At 67.4% G+C, this 20,277-nt stretch carries 18 protein-coding genes; 8 read left to right on the top strand and 10 right to left on the bottom strand.

What is annotated here, in order from left to right:
• Positions 1-101: 101 nt before the first annotated feature.
• The 4 genes from ACQHI0_RS27985 (at position 102) to ACQHI0_RS27970 (ending at position 2,742) form a co-directional block, all read left to right on the top strand.
• Complete coding sequence (locus tag ACQHI0_RS27985; RefSeq protein WP_427904763.1) at positions 102-365, top strand: hypothetical protein; 264 nt, start codon at positions 102-104, stop codon at positions 363-365.
• A gap of 330 nt (positions 366-695) precedes the next feature.
• On the top strand, positions 696-1,256 hold the full coding sequence (locus tag ACQHI0_RS27980; RefSeq protein ID WP_427909322.1) for a C40 family peptidase: 561 nt from the start codon (positions 696-698) through the stop codon (positions 1,254-1,256).
• Positions 1,257-1,258: 2 nt separating this feature from the next.
• The gene (locus tag ACQHI0_RS27975) at positions 1,259-1,651 is read left to right on the top strand and encodes an RNA-binding S4 domain-containing protein (protein ID WP_427904762.1); all 393 of its coding nucleotides are present in this window, start codon (positions 1,259-1,261) and stop codon (positions 1,649-1,651) included.
• Positions 1,652-1,803: 152 nt separating this feature from the next.
• On the top strand, positions 1,804-2,742 hold the full coding sequence (locus ACQHI0_RS27970) for an MBL fold metallo-hydrolase (RefSeq protein ID WP_427904761.1): 939 nt from the start codon (positions 1,804-1,806) through the stop codon (positions 2,740-2,742).
• Between the two features lie 52 nt (positions 2,743-2,794).
• Here ACQHI0_RS27970 and ACQHI0_RS27965 read toward each other — a convergent pair whose 3' ends face one another.
• Positions 2,795-3,721 carry an NAD-dependent epimerase/dehydratase family protein gene (locus ACQHI0_RS27965; protein WP_427904760.1) on the bottom strand — a complete coding sequence of 309 codons (927 nt, stop codon included), beginning with the start codon at positions 3,719-3,721 and terminating at the stop codon, positions 2,795-2,797.
• 162 nt (positions 3,722-3,883) lie between these two features.
• On the opposite strand from ACQHI0_RS27965, the gene ACQHI0_RS27960 reads away from it, so the two are divergent.
• Together ACQHI0_RS27960 and ACQHI0_RS27955 are read left to right on the top strand one after the other, a co-directional pair.
• Complete coding sequence (locus tag ACQHI0_RS27960) at positions 3,884-6,256, top strand: lysylphosphatidylglycerol synthase domain-containing protein (protein ID WP_427904759.1); 2,373 nt, start codon at positions 3,884-3,886, stop codon at positions 6,254-6,256.
• Between the two features lie 354 nt (positions 6,257-6,610).
• On the top strand, positions 6,611-7,384 hold the full coding sequence (locus tag ACQHI0_RS27955) for a GntR family transcriptional regulator (protein ID WP_427904758.1): 774 nt from the start codon (positions 6,611-6,613) through the stop codon (positions 7,382-7,384).
• Positions 7,385-7,407: 23 nt separating this feature from the next.
• On the opposite strand, the gene ACQHI0_RS27950 is transcribed toward ACQHI0_RS27955, so the two are convergent.
• The 5 genes from ACQHI0_RS27950 to ACQHI0_RS27930 all read right to left on the bottom strand — a co-directional run bounded on the left by ACQHI0_RS27950 (position 7,408) and on the right by ACQHI0_RS27930 (position 13,188).
• Positions 7,408-8,844, bottom strand: coding sequence for a threonine/serine ThrE exporter family protein (locus tag ACQHI0_RS27950; RefSeq protein WP_427904757.1), 1,437 nt, complete (start codon positions 8,842-8,844; stop codon positions 7,408-7,410).
• A gap of 121 nt (positions 8,845-8,965) precedes the next feature.
• A complete protein-coding gene (locus ACQHI0_RS27945) occupies positions 8,966-10,084 on the bottom strand; it encodes an NAD(P)H-dependent flavin oxidoreductase (RefSeq protein ID WP_427904756.1) in 1,119 nt (372 codons plus the stop codon).
• A gap of 109 nt (positions 10,085-10,193) precedes the next feature.
• Positions 10,194-11,546, bottom strand: coding sequence for a WS/DGAT/MGAT family O-acyltransferase (locus ACQHI0_RS27940; RefSeq protein ID WP_427904755.1), 1,353 nt, complete (start codon positions 11,544-11,546; stop codon positions 10,194-10,196).
• A 207-nt stretch (positions 11,547-11,753) separates the two neighbouring features.
• A complete protein-coding gene (locus ACQHI0_RS27935) occupies positions 11,754-12,671 on the bottom strand; it encodes a hypothetical protein (RefSeq protein ID WP_427904754.1) in 918 nt (305 codons plus the stop codon).
• A gap of 67 nt (positions 12,672-12,738) precedes the next feature.
• Positions 12,739-13,188 carry a MarR family winged helix-turn-helix transcriptional regulator gene (locus tag ACQHI0_RS27930; protein WP_427904753.1) on the bottom strand — a complete coding sequence of 150 codons (450 nt, stop codon included), beginning with the start codon at positions 13,186-13,188 and terminating at the stop codon, positions 12,739-12,741.
• A gap of 105 nt (positions 13,189-13,293) precedes the next feature.
• On the opposite strand from ACQHI0_RS27930, the gene ACQHI0_RS27925 reads away from it, so the two are divergent.
• On the top strand, positions 13,294-14,472 hold the full coding sequence (locus ACQHI0_RS27925) for an MFS transporter (RefSeq protein ID WP_427904752.1): 1,179 nt from the start codon (positions 13,294-13,296) through the stop codon (positions 14,470-14,472).
• A gap of 104 nt (positions 14,473-14,576) precedes the next feature.
• Positions 14,577-16,187: an alpha-L-fucosidase gene (locus ACQHI0_RS27920; protein ID WP_427904751.1), complete on the top strand. Its 1,611-nt coding sequence runs from the start codon at positions 14,577-14,579 to the stop codon at positions 16,185-16,187.
• A gap of 76 nt (positions 16,188-16,263) precedes the next feature.
• Here the strand turns inward: ACQHI0_RS27920 and ACQHI0_RS27915 are convergent, their stop codons facing one another.
• The 4 genes from ACQHI0_RS27915 to ACQHI0_RS27900 form a co-directional block, all read right to left on the bottom strand.
• Complete coding sequence (locus tag ACQHI0_RS27915; RefSeq protein WP_427904750.1) at positions 16,264-17,961, bottom strand: cutinase family protein; 1,698 nt, start codon at positions 17,959-17,961, stop codon at positions 16,264-16,266.
• Positions 17,962-18,102: 141 nt separating this feature from the next.
• A complete protein-coding gene (locus ACQHI0_RS27910) occupies positions 18,103-19,260 on the bottom strand; it encodes a cation:proton antiporter (protein ID WP_427904749.1) in 1,158 nt (385 codons plus the stop codon).
• Positions 19,257-19,634 (bottom strand): hypothetical protein, encoded by a 378-nt coding sequence (locus tag ACQHI0_RS27905; RefSeq protein WP_427909321.1) that lies wholly within the window; start codon positions 19,632-19,634, stop codon positions 19,257-19,259. Before ACQHI0_RS27905 ends, ACQHI0_RS27910 begins: the two co-directional genes overlap by 4 nt.
• Positions 19,635-19,717: 83 nt before the next feature.
• The gene (locus ACQHI0_RS27900; protein ID WP_427904748.1) at positions 19,718-20,251 is read right to left on the bottom strand and encodes a hypothetical protein; all 534 of its coding nucleotides are present in this window, start codon (positions 20,249-20,251) and stop codon (positions 19,718-19,720) included.
• Positions 20,252-20,277: the final 26 nt, after the last annotated feature.

Genomic DNA, 20,277 nt, shown 5'->3' with positions numbered 1-20,277 from the left:
ACCGTAGCGCGTGTGCACGGGAGAATCTCGGTAACTCTGCGCTGCGTCCTAGATACTGCTAGCGAACACGAGAGGTGTCCGTGAATCCGAGAAGGAGGGTGATGTCCGAGCAACCGAGGTCCACCGCCGAAATGGTCGCCGCGTGGCCGCTGCCGCCGGGGGCGTATCTGGCCGACTCGGTCCGGCGCGGACTGCTGGCGACGCTCGAGGCGACGTTCGAGCAGGGCTATGGCGACCTGCCCCCTGAGGCGCTCGCCGACCTGGCGCTCGGACCACTGTTGATCATGCTTGGCAGGCTGGAGGTCGACCTGGCCGACGCCCGGACGCGCATCGACGAACTCGAGCGCGCGCTGCGCGATCGGTAACGCATCGCGCGACAGTGACGATGAATTCGTTACTCGCGCCGACACGCCGGTGCCGTGGCTTCTGTTCTGGGCTTTTCCCGTTGGCGGAAAACAACTTGCGTGCTTCGCTGGACAGCGCTCATCACAGGCCGTAATCTTCTCGTGACTTAGTGGAGTCTGTCGGTTCGTCAGAGAAGCGGCGCCACTGGGTCACCGCCGAATAGTCGTTGTCGCCAAGCGATTCGCGACGAATCGGCGGGAGAGTAGCAAGATCGGAGACTCGTCTCGGTGGGTAAACACAGCTTGCAGCGGGATTCTCGACTGCCGAATTCCGTCAAGGGTGCCCTTGTCCTGGGCGCGGTGGCCGCTACAACCGGTGCGATGCCCGCGCTGTCGCAGGCCGCCACGATCAACATTCCCGGTCTCGGTAACTTCGATCTGCCGCCAGAGCTCGAGCAGCCGGCGCAGCAGATGGAGAAGCAGCTGCAGGCGATGGTCGCCCCTCAGGGCCAGGCCGCACCGCAGCTCCCGAGCGTGAACATCGAAAACCCGTTCCAGCAGCAGCAGACTGCGGGCAACGTCGCTCTCGACGCCGCTCGTGGCAAGGTCGGCGCCCAGTACAACTGGGGTGCCGCGGGCCCGCAGAGCTTCGACTGCTCCGGCCTCGTGCAGTGGGCATACCGCCAGGCCGGTGTCGAACTGCCGCGCACCAGCTTCGAGCAGTCGCACGTCGGCGCTCCGGTCTCGTTCGACAACCTGCAGGCCGGTGACATCGTCATCACCAACGGTGGCGGCCACGTCGGTATCTACGCGGGCAACGGCCAGCTCCTCAATGCCGTGCAGTCGGGCACCCCGGTGTCCTACACCCACCTCTCCGCCGACGACGTCGTCACGGCTCGCCGTATCGTCTAGGGGTGGCCCCCGCGCAGCAGCGCTCCGAAACCCAGGCCCGGGTAGACGCCTGGACCTGGGCAGTGCGCCTGTTCAAAACACGCTCGGCCGCGGCAGAAGCCTGTCGCGCCGGGCATGTGCGCGTTAATGGGGTGACCGCGAAACCGGCGCTGACCGTTCGCCCCGGTGACGAGATCAGGGTCCGGCATGCGGGTATCGAGCGCATCGTGGTGGTCGAACGGATCATCCACAAGCGGGTCGGCCCACCGGTCGCCGCCCAGTGTCTGATCGACCGCAGCCCACCACCGCCGCCGAAGGAAGTTCTAGCGACGCTGCCGCAACGGGAGCGTGGCGCCGGTCGGCCCACAAAACGTGAACGGCGTGAGACGGATCGGCTGATGGGCCGCACCGACTGAGCCCACCGTAGACCGACGCCAGCGCCCGCTGTCGGGCCGATAGCCGGAAGGTCGCCGGATGTTGTCATGCGTTAGCGCGAGCGGAGTCTGCAGTCGAGTGGCTCGACCTGGTCCGGTGGTCGGGGTGTGGGGGATCGCCTACGGTGACAGGTATGGGTGAGCGCACGACTATGTTATCGACTGTTCTCGCCTGCTGTGTCGCTGTTGCCGCGACGGGCCCGCGGCTGCTCTGGCCGCGCGGGGCGAACAAGATTTTCCTCGACGGGCTCGAGTCCGCTGCTGTTCCGCCCGCGCACAACACGGTCGGGCTGACCGCGCTCGTGCAGGCGGATCTGTGCGCGCCGACCGCGATCGTCGCCGAGGGCGTGCGCACGCTGCGGTCAACGCAGCTGACCATGTCGAGCTTCCTGATCCGCCACCCCGACGCCACCTTCCTCGTCGACCCGGCGATCTGCGCGGGCGTGCACGAGCGGGTGCTGCCCGAACTGCCGTTCCTGGTATCGCAGCTGGTGGCTCCCGACGATCCGGTGCACCCGCTGACCGAGGTGCTGGCCGCCCACGACCTCACCGGCAACGACATCGACTTCGTGCTGCCGACCCATCTGCACTGGGATCACGTCTCCGGCCTGTACGAGCTGCCCGGCTTGGTTCCGATCCGGGTGCCCGCCGTCGAATACCACTGGGCGATGGGCGGTTCGCACGTCCCGCTCGGCGTCGCCCGCGGTCCCCTGCGCGGACGTGCCTTCGACCTCTACGAACTCGACGGCCCGCCGGTTCTCACCTTCGACCGCAGTCACGATCTCTTCGGCGACGGCTCCGTGCTGATCGTCGACCTGGCCGGTCATACGCCCGGCAGTGTCGGCGTTCTCCTCGCGGTCGACGACGGCTCCCGGGTGCTGCTCGCCGGCGACGCGGTCTGGAGCACCCTGCAAATCGACCTCCTACGCGAAAAGGCCCCGATCCCCGGCGAATTCGTCGACGCCGACCGCGACAAGGCCTTCGAGACGATCCACCGCCTGCATGCCCTGCCCGCCGAGATCGAAGTGATCCCCGGCCACGACCGCGCCGCCGTCGTGGCCAGGGCGCACTGAACCGGCGTACGGCATCCTCGAGCTCCGCCGTGGCTCCGATCGCGTCGACCCGCTAGGCGGCGAGCCCCGCGGAAACGCTGGAATACTGTGGACGCCAACCTAATTCATCGTGCGCGAGCTGACTCGAGATCCGTATCGAGGTGTCCGACATGAGCGCACCGATATAGGGAACGGCCAGTCGAATCATCCACGCCGGCAAGCGAATCGGACGCGGCGTGTGCTGGCTGCGCGCCACCTCGGTGAAGAACTCCCGCCAGGTGATCGGGTTGTCGTCGGCGATGTTGTAGGCGCGGCCGGGTATGCCGCGTTCCAGCGCGGCGACGGTCGCGGCGGCCGCGTCATCGACATGGACCCAGGTATTGACGCCACCGGAACCGAGCGGCCCGACCGGACTGTGCTTACGCATCATGTCCGCGAACAGATCGCTGAACGCGCCTGGCCCGTAGAAGAGCCCGTACCGCATCGCGATGGCCTCGACCCCGGGTGCCTCGAACGCCTGGCTCTCGCCGGTGACGCACGCGCGCACCACCTCGTCGGCCACCCCACCGTCGTACACGCCGAACCGATCGCGTTCGGTGATGAGCCGGTCACCGTGATCGTGGTACCCGTAGCCGAGGATCAGCGACTGCGTGACGAATCGCCCTGCACCCACCCGCTCCGCGGCATCGAGCAGGTTGGCCGTGCCGACCGTGCGCAGCAAGCTGGTCGGATCGTCGGCCGGAATCCGGCGCTGCACCTTCGCATTGCGCAGGGCGGTGGCCTGGTGGATCACGGCGTCGGCGCGAGTGCCCTCCACCGCGCGCAGCAGCCCGTCGCGGTCGAGTACATCGGCCGTGATCGGCACGGCACCGAGTTCGCGGACGAGCGGGTGCGCGCTCGGATCGCGGACGAGCGCCGAGACCGCGTGCCCGTTCGCGGTCAACGCGCGGATCAGAGGGCGGCCGATGGCGCCGGTGGCGCCTGCGAGCAGAACCTGCATGATCGTTCCTTCCGGCTGAGTGGGTGTTTCCCTACTTCCTGGACGGGGTGACGCCGGTGTTTGTGACGGCCTGTGATCGGCTTCACCGCACGCGGGAACGACCGTGCCGGTTGGGTGATGTCACGGCGGGTCTGCGGCGTGTCGGTGTGTATCGTGCGGCTCATGCGAGTCGACGGTCGGGATATCCCGGTCACGGGGAAACTCCTGCAACCGCTGATCCGGCGTACCAGTGACATCGTCCGGGTGGTGCTGGCGGCGCTGGGCGTTGCCATCGTGATCGCGGGCTCGCTGATCACCCGACCGGAGTGGCTGGCGCTGGAACGTTCGGTCGCCAATATCGTCGACTTCCTCAGCCAGGACCAGTCGACCATGGTCTATCTGATCTACGGATTGCTCATCCTGGCACTGCCGTTCGCCATCTTCATCGAACTCGTGCTGCGCAGGCAGTGGAAACTGCTGTTCGGGTACGGGGCGGCGGGCCTGCTCGCCGTGCTGGCCCTGTCGATCACCGGCACCGGCATCTCCACCCCGAAATGGCACCTGCCGGTCCCGGACCGGTTCGACACCTTCCTGTCGCAATTCCTCGACGACCCACGCTGGATCGCGATGCTCGCGGCCATGCTCACCGTGTCGAGTCCGTGGTTGCCGACGCGGACACGGCGCTGGATGTGGTTCCTGCTGCTGATGTTCGCACCGATTCACCTGGCGGTGAGCTCGGTGGTGCCCGCGCGGGCGATGCTCGGCCTGGTGGTCGGCTGGCTCGTCGGTGCGGTGATCGTCTGGCTGGTCGGCACGCCCGCGCTCGAGGTGCCGCTCGACGCCGCGGTCCGGGTGCTCGCGGGGCGCGGCTACACGGTGCATGCTTTCCGGGTCGATCGCCCGGCCGGACGCGGACCGCTGCTGCTCGCCACCGAGGTCGACGGGCCCGAAGACGAGATCGTCGTCGAGCTGTACGGCAAGAACCAGCGCAGCTTCGGCGCGATCCGGCAGGTGTGGCGCTGGATCACGTTCCGCTCCAGCGAAACCGCGCCGCTGCACGGATCGATGCACCGGGCGGTGGAACATCGAGCGCTGCTCGGCATCGCGATCGGGGACCTCGGTATGGCCGACAGCCACCAGGTCGCGGTGGCGGGCCTGAGTCGCGGCTGGATGCTGTACGCGCACACCATGCCTCGCGGCACGCCGATCGCCACGCTGTCGGCGCAGGTGCTGCCGGGGGTGTGGCGGTCGCTGCATCGCCTGCACGAGAACCAGATCAGCCTTGGCGATCTGCAACCCGGCTTCGTGCGAGTCAGTCAGGGCGACACGCTGTTCGGTGGTTTCGCGGCCGCTGAATTCGGGACCGCCGAGGCACAGTGCCAGACCGATATCGCCCAGCTGCTGGTGACCACCACCTCGCTCTACGGCAAACACGAGGCAGTCTCGGCCGCGATCGAGGTGCTCGGCGAGGACGTCGTCGCCCACGCGGCCCGGCGGCTGACGAAATCGGCCATGTCGATCGGCATTCGAAAGTCGGTGCCGCAGTGGACGAAAGTGATGGCCACCGCCCGCGAGGAGGTGCGCAGGCAGACCGGCCACGACCGCATCCAGTCCGAGCAGATCACCCGCTTCTCCCGCAACCAGATCATCCAGCTCGTCCTGCTGGTCGCGCTCGTCTATGTGGCCTATCCGTTCATCAGCCAGGTGCCGACGTTCTTCAGTCAGCTGCGCACGATCAACTGGTGGTGGGCGCTGGCCGGCCTCGCGGTCTCGGGGCTCACCTACATCGGTGCCGCCGCCGCGCTCGGCGCCTGCGCGGACGGGCTGATCAGGATGCGCTACCTGGTGGTGGAGCAGCTGGCCAACACCTTCGTGGCGACGACCACCCCCGCCGGTGTCGGCGGGCTGGCGCTGAGCGTGCGGTTCCTGCAGAAGGCGGGCATGTCGACGCTGCGCGCGACGGCCGCGGTGGCGATGCAGCAGTCGATGCAGGTGCTCACCCACCTGGTGCTGCTCGTGGTGTTCAGCGTGGTGGCGGGCACGTCGACCAACCTGGCACACATCGTGCCCGACGCGACCGTGCTGTACCTGATCGCCGGTGTCGGCGTCGGACTGATCGGCGCGTTCATGTTCGTGCCGACGTTGCGGCGCTGGGTGAATCATTCGATCCGCCCGCAGGTCACGGAAGTGCTTGGCGAACTCGTCGACCTCGCCAAGGACCCGAAGCGATTCCTGGTGATCGTCGGCGGCTGCGGCGCGATCACGCTCGGGCAGGCGCTGGCGTTGTGGACGAGTGTCGAAGCCTTCGGTGGCGGAACGGATTTCGTGGCCGTCACCATCGTCACGATGATCGGCGGCACGCTGGCTTCGGCCGCGCCGACACCCGGTGGCGTCGGCGCGGTCGAAGCGGCGCTGATCGGTGGTCTCGCGGCCTTCGGCGTCCCGGCCGAGATCGCGGTCCCCGCGGTACTGCTCTACCGCGTCCTGACCTGCTGGATCCCCGTCGGTTTGGGCTGGCCCGTCATGCGCTGGCTGGACAAGAAGGACATGATCTAGCTCGCGCGCACCGCGATCACGGCGACCGCGCTCGCGGCGAGCCGGGCGGTTCTCACCATTTTCCCCAAGATGTTTAGCTGCCCCGTTGCGTGCGTATTCAATCACGGTGTCGCGCAATGCTGTCTGATCCAGATGCGCGGGCTTCTCGGGGATTTCCGCCGGTCGACCTCGGGCGTGCCTCGGCGTCCGCTGAATTGCCGATTACTTGCCGAAGAGGCTGTTCGGTCGGTTCCAGGCAGTGAACGGCTGTGTGACGTGAACCGGCCCACAGCACCGCTGGTGCGTGCGGGTGTCGGCCCCACCACCTAAACTGTCTGGGACGTAGCCGGTTCATGACCGAGAGGTGTTGTTTCGATGGGATCCCGGACGGTGGTCGCCGACGTCGCCGATGAGTTGGCACGCCGGGTAGCCACCGGCGAGTACCGGCCCGGCGAGCTGATGCCATCGGTACGCCAGGTCGCCGACGAGTTCGGGATGAACCGCGCCACCGCCCAGCTCATCCTGGGCAGACTCGAGTCCTACGGATTCGTCGAGGCCAGGCGGGGCAAGGGCTTCACCATCCGCGATGTCCGGGTCGAGGGCGGCATGGACGTCTACCGGCACCTGTTCCGGTTCTCGATCACCGCGCCCGCTGTCGCCGCCGAGATGTTCACCGACATCGTCGAGGTGGAGCGCGGCATCGTCGGCGAGGCGCTGCTCGCCTACACCGCGGGGGAGAAGGTACTCGACTCGGCCGAGCTCGCCGCCGCCGTCGACGAACTCGAGGCGATGGCCCGCGACGCCGTGCCCGATCACGCGCGCATCATCGCCGCCGAGATCGCACTGGTACGCAAGCTGCTCGGCGTGCTCGAGATGAGTATGCAACGCGCGGTACTGAATTCGATCGCCGATATGGTCGTCGAGGTGCCGGAGGCGGTCGACGCCTACTTCGCCGTCGCGCCCGATCTGCACGTGCTCGTCTGGCGGGCGTTGCTCGCGGTGTGGGACGCCGAATCCGCGCCGAGCGAGGCCCAGCTAGCGCTGTTCGGGGATCTGTTCGCGCTGTACCACGAGAAGGTGATCGCGCGCTTCGGTCAACTCGTCGGCGAGACGCCCATCCACACCGTGCCACTCAGCTCTGCCATCTGAAACTGACCAGCGGCCAGAACCGGCTAGCTGTCTGAGTCGGATTTCTCGGCGCGCGTCGCATGGTGCCACGGCAGATGACGTGGCACCACCGTGTCGATGATCGTGCTGACCCGCGGAGTGTGCGCGGTCGCGAGGCCCGATCCGACCATCACACCCAGCGCGATCGACATCACTGAGAGCAGTGCCGATACCAGCACCTCGAGCCCGCCGCTCGCCACCCCCGAGAGGGAGTGTGTGACCAGGTCGGAGATCCCGGTGAGGCTGATGCCGCCGGGCACCAGCATCCAGAACGCGGGCAGGAACGCCACCTGCGTCGGCGGCGCGTGTTTGCGGCCCTGGATCAGATACGCCGCGTTCACGGCGACGATGCCACCGAAGAACGCGCCCGTCAGCGGGCCGGACACATGCTTGCCGAACAGCTGGGCCGCGAAGGTGATGTAGAGGACCAGCAGCAGCCAGCCCACCGTGTTCTGCGGCGCGCTCGACCGCCATGAATGCCCGTACCCGATCAGCAGCACCCCGAGTATCGGTGCCCACCAACCCAATTGGGCACTACTCACCGGTGGGTCGGACAGCGGCCCGAGCAGACTGATCCCCACATAGGAACCCAGCGCGAGCAGGAACAGCATGTTGATGCCGTAGACGACCCGGCTGGCACCGGCCACCATCGACCCGGTCGCCAGTTCGATGGTGCCGTTGGTGAGCATCGCGCCGGGTAGCAGCGTCGCGACCGCGGGAATCAGCAATTGCTGCGGCTGCCCACCGGCGAGCGCTCCGGGAAAGCCGTACGCCAGCAGCGCCACCACCGCCGAGGCGACCACCGGCAACGCCATCGACAGCAGCTTCACCTTGTCGGCGAGCTGGGTGAGGGCGCCGACGACCAGACCGAGCACCACATAGCCGACCAGCGCCCGCGCGCCCGGGTTGAGCATCATGCCGATGCCGACGGTCAGCACGACCTGTCCGAGCAGGATCAGCCACGGCGGACTGCCGGGTTTCTGGGTCAGGATTGTGTCGAGGTCGTCGGACGCCTGGCTCGGCGGCGGCGCATCCTGCTCGATCCGGTCGATGAGCCGGTAGAGGCCGTCGATCTGGTCCAGTGGCAGGGTGCCGACACGCGCGTCGAGCATGTCGATAAAGGAGGTGTTGTCGGTGCGGACCCGGACGAACACGGCGGTGGGCAGCACCATGAAGTGGATATTGTCGGTGCCGTAGCGCCTCGACAGCTTGTCGAGCAGGGTCTGCACCCGCGCGGACGTCTCGCCGGCGCCGACCAGCGCCACCCCGAGCCGGCACAGCAGATTCAGCAGATCGGCGGGTACCGGCGGGTCGACGGGCGGTGTGTGCTCGGTGGACCGGGGCGGACTCTTGCCGTACTCCGCGCGCATCTTGGCGATGGCGTGGGTGACTCGGTACCTGGTGACCCGCCAGGTCTTGCTCGCGCGTTCCTCCGAAGCCATGTCACCGCCGTCCGCAACCGTTGGGCAATGCCGCGGGACGGTGTGTTGTACACCGCCCCGCAGGTCAGATACGCCGAGTGTAGTGGCTCCTCCGCACAATCAAATGGACCGAGCAACCAGCTCAGCTGTTGAGCTTGGTGAGGCGGTCGGAGGCGGTGACGTACTCCTCGACCAGACGGTTGACCACGTCGGCGCTGCGTTCGACCTTGTTCATCATGCCGACCACCTGGCCGACCGGGTTGAAGTTCACGTCCTTGGCGGCCTCCGGGTAGCGGTGTCCGCGCTTGACGCCGTCGAGGGCCACCATCATCTGCAGCGGCATCGGCAGCGGGTCGGGGGTCTCGGTGGACTCCCAGGCGTCGGTCCAGTCGTTGCGCAGCATGCGGCACGGCTTGCCGGTCCAGGACCGCGAGCGGATGGTGTCGTGGCTGGTCGCCTCGAGGTAGGTGTCCATCTGGGCGGGCGGCACATTGGCCTCCTCGACGGTGAGCCACAGCGAGCCGGTCCACGCGCCCGCCGCGCCCATCGCCAGCGCGGCCGCGACCTGCGCGCCGTTGCCGATACCACCGGCGGCCAGCACCGGCGTATCGCCGATCGCGTCGATCACCTGCGGCCACAGCACCAGCGAGGACACCTCGCCGCAGTGCCCGCCACCCTCGGTGCCCTGGCACACCACGAAGTCCAGGCCCGCCGCCTTGTGGTTCATCGCGTGCTTGACCGAACCGCACAGCGCGCCGATCACCCGGCCGGAATCCTGGATGCGCTTGACGACATCCTCGGGTGGGGTACCGAGCGCGTTGGCGACGAGCTTGGCTTTGGGGTGGTTCAGGATCACGTCGACCTGCGGGCCCGCGGTGGTGGCGGTCCAGCCGAGCAGCTCGTTGTGGTGCTCACCGTCGGGCAGCGCCGGCACGTTGTGGTCGGTGAGGATCTGCTGGGCGAAGTCGCGATGGCCCTGCGGAACCATCTGCGCCAGTTGCTTTTCCAGCTGTTCGGGGGTGAGCCCGTCTACGCCCTTGCCCTCGTATTTCGACGGGATCACCAGGTCGACGCCGTAGATCCCGGTGACGTGTTCGTCGAGCCAGGCCAGCTCCACCTCGAGCTGTTCGGCGGTGAAGCCGACCGCGCCGAGTACCCCCAATCCGCCCGCGTTGCTCACTGCCGCCACGACATCGCGGCAGTGGGTGAAGGCGAAGATGGGGAACTCGATGCCGAGCTGTTCGCAGAATTCGGTACGCATACCGAACTGTAACACGTTCTAGTTTGATCGAAAATGCTCAGAGGAAACTTGTACGGCAGTTCGTCCAGGCCTGCCGAGATCAATCCTGGACGAGATTGCCGTCCAATTTCTACAAGGCGGCGTCCTCCAGCGCGGCCAGCGAATCCTCGAGGTGATCGAGCAGTCGATGCAGGTCGGGCAGTGTGCGGCGGCAGCCGACCAGCCCGAAATCGAGGCTGTCGCCACTGGAGGTGAGCGTGATGTTCACCGCCTGCCCGTCGAGCGGGATAGACAGCGGATAGGTGGCATCGAGGCGCGAGCCGTTCCAGTACAGCGGCTCCCGCGCACCGGGCACATTCGAGATGACGATATTGAACGGCGGCGTCGCCACCGTGGCGAATCCCGGCAGCAGCATCGCCGCCATCGGACTCAGCATCACCCCGGCCATGGCGAGGGTCTGCGTCGGCGTGAGCGAGCGGTACACCTCTTTGTTCCGGCGCGTCGAATCACTCACCACTCGAAGGCGTTCCAGCGGATCGGCGACATCGGTACCCAGGTTGCACAGCAGCGCGGCGATTTTCACACCCTGGGTGTCGACATCGTCTTCCTCGCGCAACGACATCGGCACCAGCGCGATCATCGGCTTGTCCGGTAAAGCGTTGTGCTCCAGCAGATAAGCCCGCAGCGCCCCCGCCGACATCGCCAGCACCACATCGTTGACGGTGGCGCCCGTCGCCTTCTTCACCTGCTTGATCCGATCCATCGACCAGCTGCGCACCGCGCACTTGCGGGCACCACCGATCGGCACGTTGAACGGCGTGCGCGGGGCCTCGAACGGCAGGGTGAGCTGCTGCTGCAGCAGGCCGGTGCGGGCCGCCTTGATCAGTGCGGTGGTCGACGTACGTGCCGAGGTGACGGTGTCGATCAGCCCGCCGAGCCGGGACTTGCCGGGGCGTGCCGGGCCGAGTTTGCGCGGCAGATTCCACGGCCGCATCAGCTCGGTCGAGAAGGGGTCGGTGGTCAGCGTGCGGCGCATGAGGCGCTGGGCCGAGACGCCGTCGACCAGGGCGTGATGCATCTTCGAATAGAGGGCGAAACGGCCGTCGGCCATGCCCTCGACGAAATGCAGCTCCCACATCGGGCGGTGCCGGTCGAGCAACGCGCTGTGCAGGGTCGACGCGTGGTCGAGCAGCTGGCCGAGATTGCCCGGTCCGGGCAGGGCGCTGCGCTGGACGTGATAGTCCAGGTCGACGTCGTCGTCCTGGGTCCAGGCCATCTGCGGTGCGCCCAGCCAGGTGGCGGGTCGCTTGCTGAAGGTGGGCCGAACGGTCTTGTCGGCCAACAAGGTGTCGCGGAACTCGCGCAGGTATTCGGGGCCGGCGTCTTCCGGCGGTTCGAACAACTGCAGTGAGCCCACGTGCATCGGGTGTTCACGAGATTCGGCGAGCAAGAACAGCGCATCCAACGGCGCGATGAGATCCATGACAGATCGCCCCCTGACGAGAGTGGATCGTGAGTGTTTTCGATGGATCGACCACGCTGTCGGGTACGGCACCCCTGCGTGCCGTATTCCCAAGTTACCCGCCTGTCGCGGGCCGCGTCACATGAACGGTCGGACCATGACCCACGTCATGGTGTTCGCCGGATGTTCGCGTCGATCAGACACGGCGGCCTGTTCTTCGTGCTGCGGTCAGACTTTGACGGTCTGGGCTTCGCGCGGGTCGACGGCGTCGCGCGGATCGTCTTCCTGCGGTGCCTCGTTCACGTGCTGCACCTCGGCGGACTGCTGCGGCTCGGCGGACTGCTGGGTCTGAGCGGACTGCTGGGGCTCGGCTGACGGCTGCTGCTGGGCCACTTGCTGCGGCTCGGTGGACTGCTGAGGTTCGGCCGACTCCTGGGCCTGAACAGGTTCGGAGGTGACTTCCTCGAATTCGACTTCTTCCGAACGAGTTTCGGCCACCATCGGCTGCGGCACCGGAACAGGATCTACACCGACGCCTTTCGAGGCGATCTCGATCCCGAGTTCGATCCGCGTCGTCTCGACCAGCGCCCGCTCCTGCTCGGCCGCGTGGCGCATCGCCTTCTGCCACAGCGACGCCATCTCCTCCAGCTCCTCGACGGTGGCCTCCACGTCGATGTGCAGCTTCAGCCGCTGCATCGTGATGTGCTGGGCGGCCGTGAGCGTGCGAAGCAGGTCTTCGCACTTGTTGGGAATCCGGCGATGCGCCACCACCCGCAGGCGAGTCAGCATGCCGCCGGGGCGATCCCAGATGACCTTGTGGATCTGCGCGCTGACGCTGTCGATCTCGTCGGCGGTGACCAGATCCCATTCACCGCAGGTGGTGAGATCGGCGCGCACCGAGGCCGAGGTCTCCAGGATCGAGGCGACCGCGGCGAGCACCGCCTCGCGGCGCCACGCCTCGTGATCGCGCTGGTCGCCCACCATATTCGACAGCTCGACATTGCGCTGCGCGGCGTCGAGAGCCTGCCTGCCGCGCTCGTCCGCGGCCGCGATTCCTTCACGGTGGGTTCGGTTGTTGGCGATGACGCCGACCAGAACTGCGCCGGCGACGGGGAGCGAGCCGAGGAGTGGGAGCCACTGAGTCACCCAGCGATCATTGCACCGGTGTCCGCAACAGTCACCATGATCGGCGCGTTGGTATCGATGTCGCGTGTCAGCTCGGGGCCGGAACCCGGTGCAGAAAACCGACGAGTGGTGCCAGTTCCGGGATCTGTTCGGCGTCGGCGAGCGCTTTTTCGAGGGCTCGATCGTGGGTCGGTTTCGCCGTCTCGTAGGCGGCGCGGCCGGTGTCGGTGAGCTCGGTGTAGATGCCGCGGCGATCGTCGGCGCACAAAACGCGCACCAGGAAGGCGCGGTCTTCGAGTCGATTGACCAGTCGGGTGGTCGCGCTCGCCGACAGTGCGGCGGCGCGGGCCAGCTGGGAGATCCGCATGTGCCAACCGTCCTGGCGGGCCAGCGCGTCGAGCACGGTGAACTCGACGATCGACAGTTCGTGTGCGCGCACCAGTTCGCGTTCGAGCGCGGTCTCGATGTGCCCGTGCAGCGCGGCCAGGGTGCGCCAGCCGGTCGCCCGCACCTCGACGGCGTCATCAGCAATACCCATGTGACGAGTATAGCTGGCGGTTGCAATATAGCGCGTGTGCAATTAACGTCGGATAGCGTTAGTTGCACACGCGGGTAATCGGCCTCTGAAGGAAGAAGCGCTCACATGCCACTCGGTCTCATCGCTCTCGCGCTCGGGGGCTTCGGCATTGGACTCACCGAATTCGTCATCGCGGGACTGCTCTCCCCGGTGGCTGCCGACCTCGGCGTCTCCGTGCCCACCGCCGGCTACCTGATCTCCGGGTACGCCCTGGCCGTCGTCGTCGGTGCGCTCGCCCTGACTCCGCTCGTCAACCGCTGGCCGCCCAAGCGTGCGTTGCAGCTGCTCATGGTGCTGTTCACCGTCGGCAACGCGGCCTCGGCGCTGGCTCCCGGCTATGCCGCGCTGCTCGGCGGGCGGGTGCTCGCGGCGCTCGCGCACGGTGCGTTCTTCGGCATCGGGGCCGTGCTCGCGTCCTCGCTCGTCGCGCCGGAGAAGAAGGCCGGCGCGATTTCGATCATGTTCGGCGGGCTCACCATCGCGAATGTGCTCGGCGTTCCGCTCGGGACCTTCATCGGCCAGCAGTGGGGCTGGCGGGCCACGTTCGTGGTGATCACCGTCGTCGGGCTGGCCGCGCTGGCAGGCATCACCGCGCTGGTCCCCGACGCGCCGGCCGCCCGCGAACGCCCGAACCTGCGGGCCGAGCTGTCGGTCTTCCGCAACACCCAGGTCTGGTACTCGCTGATGATGACCGTGCTGGTGTTCGGTGGCATGTTCGGCGCGTTCATGTACATCGAGCCGCTGCTCACCCGCGTCACCGGCTTCTCCGAAGCCATGGTGCCCTGGCTGCTGGTGCTGTTCGGCGTCGGCCTGTTCTTCGGCAATCTGCTCGGCGGCCGCTGGGCCGACCGCGCCCTCACCCGCACCCTGCTCGCCCTGACGCTCGCCCTCGCGCTCTCCCTGGCGGCGTTCGCGCTGCTCGCCGACTACAAGATCGCGGCGCTGCTGCTCCTGCCCGCCATGGGCTTCTTCGGGTTCGGCGCGACCCCGGGCCTGCAGATGCGGGTGCTCGACAATGCCGGTACCGCACCGACTCTCGCGTCGTCGGCCAACATCGCGGCCTTCAACGTCGGCAATTTCCTCGGCGTGTGGCTGTCCGGACTCGCGATCAGCGCCGGGTTCGGCTGGGTGTCGCCGCTGTGGGTCGGCATGGGATTCGCGGTGACCGGTCTGGTGGTGCTGATCGCGGCTACGCGCGGCGAGCGCGCTCTCGAGCCTGCCGTACCGGAACCTGTCGCGGTCTAGATTCAGACGGCTCGCCCGGCCGACGAGCGGCGTAATCGCGCACTTCGCGTGCGGTTCTCGGCGCGGCAGCGGTTGCCGGGCGGGCACGGGCCTACCGTGGAGGTATGCGGACCCACAGGCCGTCCACCTCGCTGCCGCGTCGGATCGGCCGGTGGGTGATTCGCGGCGTGGTGGTCGGGGTGACGGCGGTGCTGCTCGCGGGGGCGATCTTCGGGATCGGGACCTGGTGGTGGACGCGGACCGATGACGCCGAGGCCGTGATGACAACCACCGGTCCCTACACCGCCGATCTCGACTCACTTCGTAGCCATCCGCTGCCCACCTGGTTCCAGGACGCCGCCTTCGGGATCATGGTGCACTGGGGTCCCTATTCCGTCCCGGGTTTCGCGCCCAAGGGCCGCACCTTCGTGCAGATGCTCCAGGACGACTACGACCACGCCATGACCCGCGGTCCTTATGCCGAGGACTACGCCAACCAGATCAAGGACCCCGGCTCGCCGGCGGCCGCCTTCCACCGCGAAACCTACGGCGACGCCACCTATGCCGATATCGCCGACCGCTTCGAAACCGAACTCGCCGACTGGAACCCGCGGGCCTGGGCCGACCAATTCCGCGCGGCCGGCGCCTCCTATGTGGTGTTCACCGCCAAATACGCTGACGGATACAGCCTGTGGCCATCGAGTGTGCCCAATCCGCACGCACCAGACTTCCATTCCGAGCGCGACCTCGTCGGTGAACTGGCCGCCGCCGTTCGCGCTCGTGGCATGAAGTTCGGGCTCTATTACTCCGGTGGCGTCGACTGGACCTTCCAGCCCGCGCCGGTCTACACCCTCGGCGACTACGCCTACCTGCCGTACGGACGCGACTACGCCGATTACGCGGAAGCCCAAGTGCGCGAACTGATTCAGCGCTACCGGCCCGACATCCTCTGGAACGACATCGCCTGGCCCACCGGGCAGCAGCGACTCAACGCACTGTTCGCCGATTACTACAACACGGTGCCCGAAGGCGTGGTCGACGACCGCTGGACCACCGCTTCGTACACCCGCCAGGTCATGGGCGCGGCCCCGTTGCGCGGCGGTTTCGACCTCTTCATGAAAGCGGTCATCGACCAGCCCGGTGTGGCAGACCAGGCCAGTAGGCCACCATCGGTGCCGCACAGCGACTTTCGCACGCCCGAGTACGAGGGATACGACACGATCCAGGAGAAGTTCTGGCAGCAGGACCGCGGGATCGGCGGTTCCTTCGGCTACAACCGGCAGGAAACCGACGCCGACTACGCATCGGTGGAAAGTCTGCTCGGTGACCTGATGCAGGCGGCCGCCAACAACGGGACGTTCCTGCTCAATGTCGGGCCGAGTGGTGGTGCGGGAGAAATCGTTGTCCCGCAGCGGAATCGGATCGAGTCGGTGGGTTCGTGGTTGACGATGAATCGTGAGGCTGTCGACGGTACGCGGCCGTGGCGGATGTCCTCGGCTGTCACCCAGGACGGCACCCGAGTCCTGTTCACCCGCCGCGGCACCGATCTCTACCTCACGGTGCTCGGGCGTCCCAGCGCTCCGATCACCGTGAAAGCTGTCGAGCTGCGAGGTACGGGGTCGCTGCTGGGTTCTTCCGGCGCCTTCACGGTCGAATCAGGTGCCGGGGAGACCGTGATCAGCGCACCGTTCGACGGACGGTACGCGCCGGTCATCAAGATCACCGGAGCGGCGTAGCGCCCACCGCGGGAGCCGGATATAGCGCGAATCCCCGGCGGGGCGGTTGCCTCACCGGGGATTTCGCGGTTGGTGACTAGTTGGCCGACGGGGTGGTCGTCGGGGCAACAGTGGTGGTCGGCGCGACCGTCGTGGTGGGAGCCACGGTGGTGGTCGGCGCGACCGTGGTGGTCGGCGCCACGGTCGTGGTCGGTTCGACCGTGGTGGTCGGCGCGGGGGCGACCGCCTGGTTGGTTGCCGGCTCCGGCGTGGTGGTCGGCGGGACCACCGTGGTGGACGGGGTCGTGGTGGGTGCCTTCGACGTGGTGGTCGACTTGGCGCTGGTCGTGGTCGACTTCTTCGACGTGGTCGGCGGCGCGGTGGTCGTCGTCGCGGGCTTGGTCGGAGCCGCCAGTGCGGCCGTCACCGCGGCGTCATCCGGCGCGGCCTTGGTATCGACGGTCTCGCCGGCCTGCGCCTGCTTGGCCAGGCTGGTCAGCCAGGCCGCCGCGTACTCCGCCGAGGTCAGCGGCTTGCCGTTGGCGGCATCGGAGTCACGCCAGTAGTCGAAGTGGTGACCGGTGCCGTTCGGGCCGAGGGTGAGCTGGTACGGATCGTTCATCAGCACCGGGATCGTGTTCTGGTTCGTCACGATCAGCCCGACGATCTCGTTGAAGATCTTCTGCGGCAGGTACGCCAGCCCGGAGACCTGCTCCGCGGCGATCGCGTCGGCGTTGACCGGCGCGGCGGTCTGGCCCGGCTTGTAGTCCGGGTCGGAGACCTTCAGCAGCACGTCGAGGAAGGTCTCGTCGCTGGCCATCCAGTTCGGGTTCGACCCGATATCGGCGAACGCGGCCATCGCGATCCGGCCCAGCGTGAAGGCCATGTCCTGGCCCATCGCCGGTGTGATGCCCGCGACGCCGTTGCGCCCGAGGTCGGCGCGTTCCAGCTCGTCGATGTTGATCTGGCGACCGACATTCGCGGCCAGCTGCAGCAGCGAGATGTTCTCCGGCGCCGCGCAGGTGAGGTCGCCTTCGGAACAGAACGAGGCGATCTTGCCGTTGAGCGCGCCGAAATCGGTGCCCGTGGTGATGCCCTGACCCGAGATCGGCTTGCCGCCGTTGGAGTAGTTCTGGTCGAAGTTGTCCGGGCGGTTGGGGTCCTGGGCGCCGAGGAAGGTGCCGTCACCGGCCTTTCGACCTGGGTCGGCGAACATCACCACGCCCAGCACATCGTCCGGGTTCACCGTCGCGTAGCCGTCGGCGGGGTTGTCGTTGCCGATGCCCTCGGCCACGCGACGCACCACATCGGCGCCCTCGCTGTAGCCCACGATGGAGAACTTGGTGTCCGGGCAGGCCGCCGAGATCTCGCGCATCACCTGCTGGGTGTTCGCCACTCCCGCGTTGACCGCGTCCTCATAGGTACCCATATCGGCCGGGTAGGCGATGTACACCGCGGCGTACTCACCCTCGGCGAGGTCGTCGCGGGGTGCGTTCACCACCGGATCGACCCACACGCTGCTGTGATCGCCCGACAGCGCGGCGGGCAGCGGATTGCCGTTGGCGTCGAGCAGCATCGCCGTCGTGCCTTCGACCGGGGTGTCGTTGCGCCCTGCCACCGAGATGGTCACCATCTCGCGGCACTCGGTCACCGAGGTCGTCAGGGTGTACGAGGGCGACTCGGGCTGTGACGTCACCGCGAACGACGCGGCGACAATCGCCGCAACCCCCAACGCCGCAGGCGCGGCAACAGCCGAAGCGATGCGATGTTTCGCAAGAAACTCACGCAGATTCATATGTGATCCCGTTCGAATGACCTACAGGTGGGCAGGCCCCCCGACGGGCCGCATGTCACGAACAATGTCGTGCCCACCAGCAAGATCGTTACTACCGCGAACAGGAACCCTCGCCCCCACTTCTGGGGTGATGCGGCATCGCTATCGAGCGCCGGGTTGATCAGCGGGCCGAGTGGGCGCTTTCGCCGCGAGCCGCCCGGCCGCCAATGTCGCCACCGCGATCGTGCACAACGTCGCCAACATGATCGCCGAGCCCTCACCCGGCACGAGCACCCCCAGCTGACTGCCGACGGTCACGGCCGCGACCGGCACCCCGATCTGGGCGGCGGCCAGCGCACCGTAGGCCACCGGCTGCCCGAGCACGCGCGCCACACAATGCACCCCCACCGCGCCGAAGCCGAGCGCCAGCCCGAGCAAGATGAACCGCGGATGCTCGCCGAGCTCCCGGAGATCGAGCCGGGCGCCGAGCCAGACGAAGAACAGCGGAGCGAGCAGCCCATCACTGATCGCGAACACCTGCTTGGCCACCCGCCGCGGCTCACCGACCCCCGCCACCGCCAGCCCCGCCGCGAACCCGCCGAGCATGATCGACACGTGCATCGAGCTCGCCACCCCGCACAGCGCGAACACCAGCACCAAACTCACCCGCAGCTCGAGCGTGAACTTCCGCTCCTCGGACACCTCGTGCACCTGCCGCTGCGCACCTGTCTTCTGTAGATAGCGCAGGACGAAGAACATCACGCCGGCGCACAGTGCCACGACCACCGCGCCGATCGCCGCCCTGGCCGCGTTCGCCGGATCGATCACCAGCGGCAGGGCGACGATGCAGGCGGTGTCGGCGATGGCCACCTGCGCGGTGAGCGCGAGCACCGGTGGCCCGCTCAATCGCATCGAGTCGATCATCGGCAACGCCATCGCCGCCGACGACGACGCCATCAGCACCGCGTACACGGCCGCGTTCCCGAGATCGAACGCCTGCGCCACCGCCCAGCCCGCCACCGCCGCGACCACCCCGACCAGCACGGCCCGCGCCGCACCGGTGCCGAGCGCGCCGCGAACCCGCGGATCACGCACCGGCACATGCGTCCCCGCGGCGAACATCACCAGCGCGAAACCCATGTCGGCGAGGAACACGAAGATCGGGTCGGCGGGATCGAGGATGCGAAAACCGGTGGTGCCGAAGATGATTCCCGCCACCAGCTCGCCGAGCAACACCGGCAGATACAACTGTTTCGGCAAAGCCAGCAGCGGCCCGATCAACCCGAGCGCGACCACCAGCGCCAGGGTCGCGAACGTCATGGCATCGCGGCGATCTTGGCCGGAATCTCGACGTTCTCGTCGGCCCAGTACAGCGCGCACACGCGGTGATAACCATCGGCGATCAGCATCGGCACGTTCTTACGGCAGTCGCCCCGCACCAACAGAATCGGCGAGAGCTTCTTCCCCTCGTTCACCTTGAGCAGGTCTTTGCGCACATGCGGGTTATCCGGGGTAAGGGCTTCGAGCTGGGAAGCCCGCAGAATGTCTTTCGCCTTCTTGACCACCACCGGCGCGGCCCTGAGCTCGGCCACGATCGCGTCGACCACCGTTTTGTCGCCCAGCAGATCGAGATAATCAGCGGCCGCCGGATAGTCATGATCTTCCGGCGCGGACTTCCACTTCACCTGCAGGATCTGCTCAGCCATCGCCCCATCATCCGCCGCGCGCAACCGATTTCCCGGGAGGTCGTTCTGAGTGTCGGCTGGTCAGCGGGCATTCACCAGAGGTCGACCCACTGTGGCCGCAACGCCAGATCGAACCCCGCGGCGCGTCCGCGCACCAACATCGGCAATTCGGCGCCTTCCGGGAACCGATGCAGCAGCTCTTTCGCGGTGGATCGCCGGAACTCGAACATCGCGTATTCCTTCTTCATCCAATGCTCCACCCCGGTGCCCGGATGCGTGAACATCACCTTCAGACGCACCCGATGCGTGGCGAACGGGTTATTGGACGAGTGCGTCACCCGATGTCCGGCCTCGGTGACCGTCGCGCGCACCGGCACAGCGACCTTCCGCAAATACGCCCGCCGGCCCCACCACACCAACATCAGTACGAACGGCCAGGTGATCAACGCGAACAACAGCCCACCCAGCACGCCGAAGACATACCCCACGGATTCGTCGGTCAAGGAGGGCGCGACAAAGGTCGCCACACGCAACGTCCACGAGACGTACAACGCGGCGCCGATCACCGACACCGCCCAGTACACGAACACCATCGGGTTGTACAGCACCCCCGGTCTTTTCCCCACCCTGATTCCGATCTGTCTCCGCTCCG

It is taken from the genome of Nocardia sp. FBN12 (genome assembly GCF_050320175.1).
GTDB lineage: Bacteria > Actinomycetota > Actinomycetes > Mycobacteriales > Mycobacteriaceae > Nocardia.
The sequence above is the reverse complement of the archived record's forward strand: the minus strand, read 5'-3'. Positions and strand labels throughout refer to the sequence as shown.

Coding starts and splice junctions, on each gene's coding strand:
- ACQHI0_RS27925 (WP_427904752.1), top strand. CDS start 13,294: ATGCCACTCGGTCTCATCGCTCTCGCGCTCGGGGGCTTCGGCATTGGA.
- ACQHI0_RS27940 (WP_427904755.1), bottom strand. CDS start 11,546: ATGGATCTCATCGCGCCGTTGGATGCGCTGTTCTTGCTCGCCGAATCT.
- ACQHI0_RS27915 (WP_427904750.1), bottom strand. CDS start 17,961: ATGAATCTGCGTGAGTTTCTTGCGAAACATCGCATCGCTTCGGCTGTT.
- ACQHI0_RS27910 (WP_427904749.1), bottom strand. CDS start 19,260: ATGACGTTCGCGACCCTGGCGCTGGTGGTCGCGCTCGGGTTGATCGGG.
- ACQHI0_RS27920 (WP_427904751.1), top strand. CDS start 14,577: ATGCGGACCCACAGGCCGTCCACCTCGCTGCCGCGTCGGATCGGCCGG.
- ACQHI0_RS27945 (WP_427904756.1), bottom strand. CDS start 10,084: ATGCGTACCGAATTCTGCGAACAGCTCGGCATCGAGTTCCCCATCTTC.
- ACQHI0_RS27985 (WP_427904763.1), top strand. CDS start 102: ATGTCCGAGCAACCGAGGTCCACCGCCGAAATGGTCGCCGCGTGGCCG.
- ACQHI0_RS27950 (WP_427904757.1), bottom strand. CDS start 8,844: ATGGCTTCGGAGGAACGCGCGAGCAAGACCTGGCGGGTCACCAGGTAC.
- ACQHI0_RS27965 (WP_427904760.1), bottom strand. CDS start 3,721: ATGCAGGTTCTGCTCGCAGGCGCCACCGGCGCCATCGGCCGCCCTCTG.
- ACQHI0_RS27970 (WP_427904761.1), top strand. CDS start 1,804: ATGGGTGAGCGCACGACTATGTTATCGACTGTTCTCGCCTGCTGTGTC.
- ACQHI0_RS27930 (WP_427904753.1), bottom strand. CDS start 13,188: ATGGGTATTGCTGATGACGCCGTCGAGGTGCGGGCGACCGGCTGGCGC.
- ACQHI0_RS27960 (WP_427904759.1), top strand. CDS start 3,884: ATGCGAGTCGACGGTCGGGATATCCCGGTCACGGGGAAACTCCTGCAA.
- ACQHI0_RS27955 (WP_427904758.1), top strand. CDS start 6,611: ATGGGATCCCGGACGGTGGTCGCCGACGTCGCCGATGAGTTGGCACGC.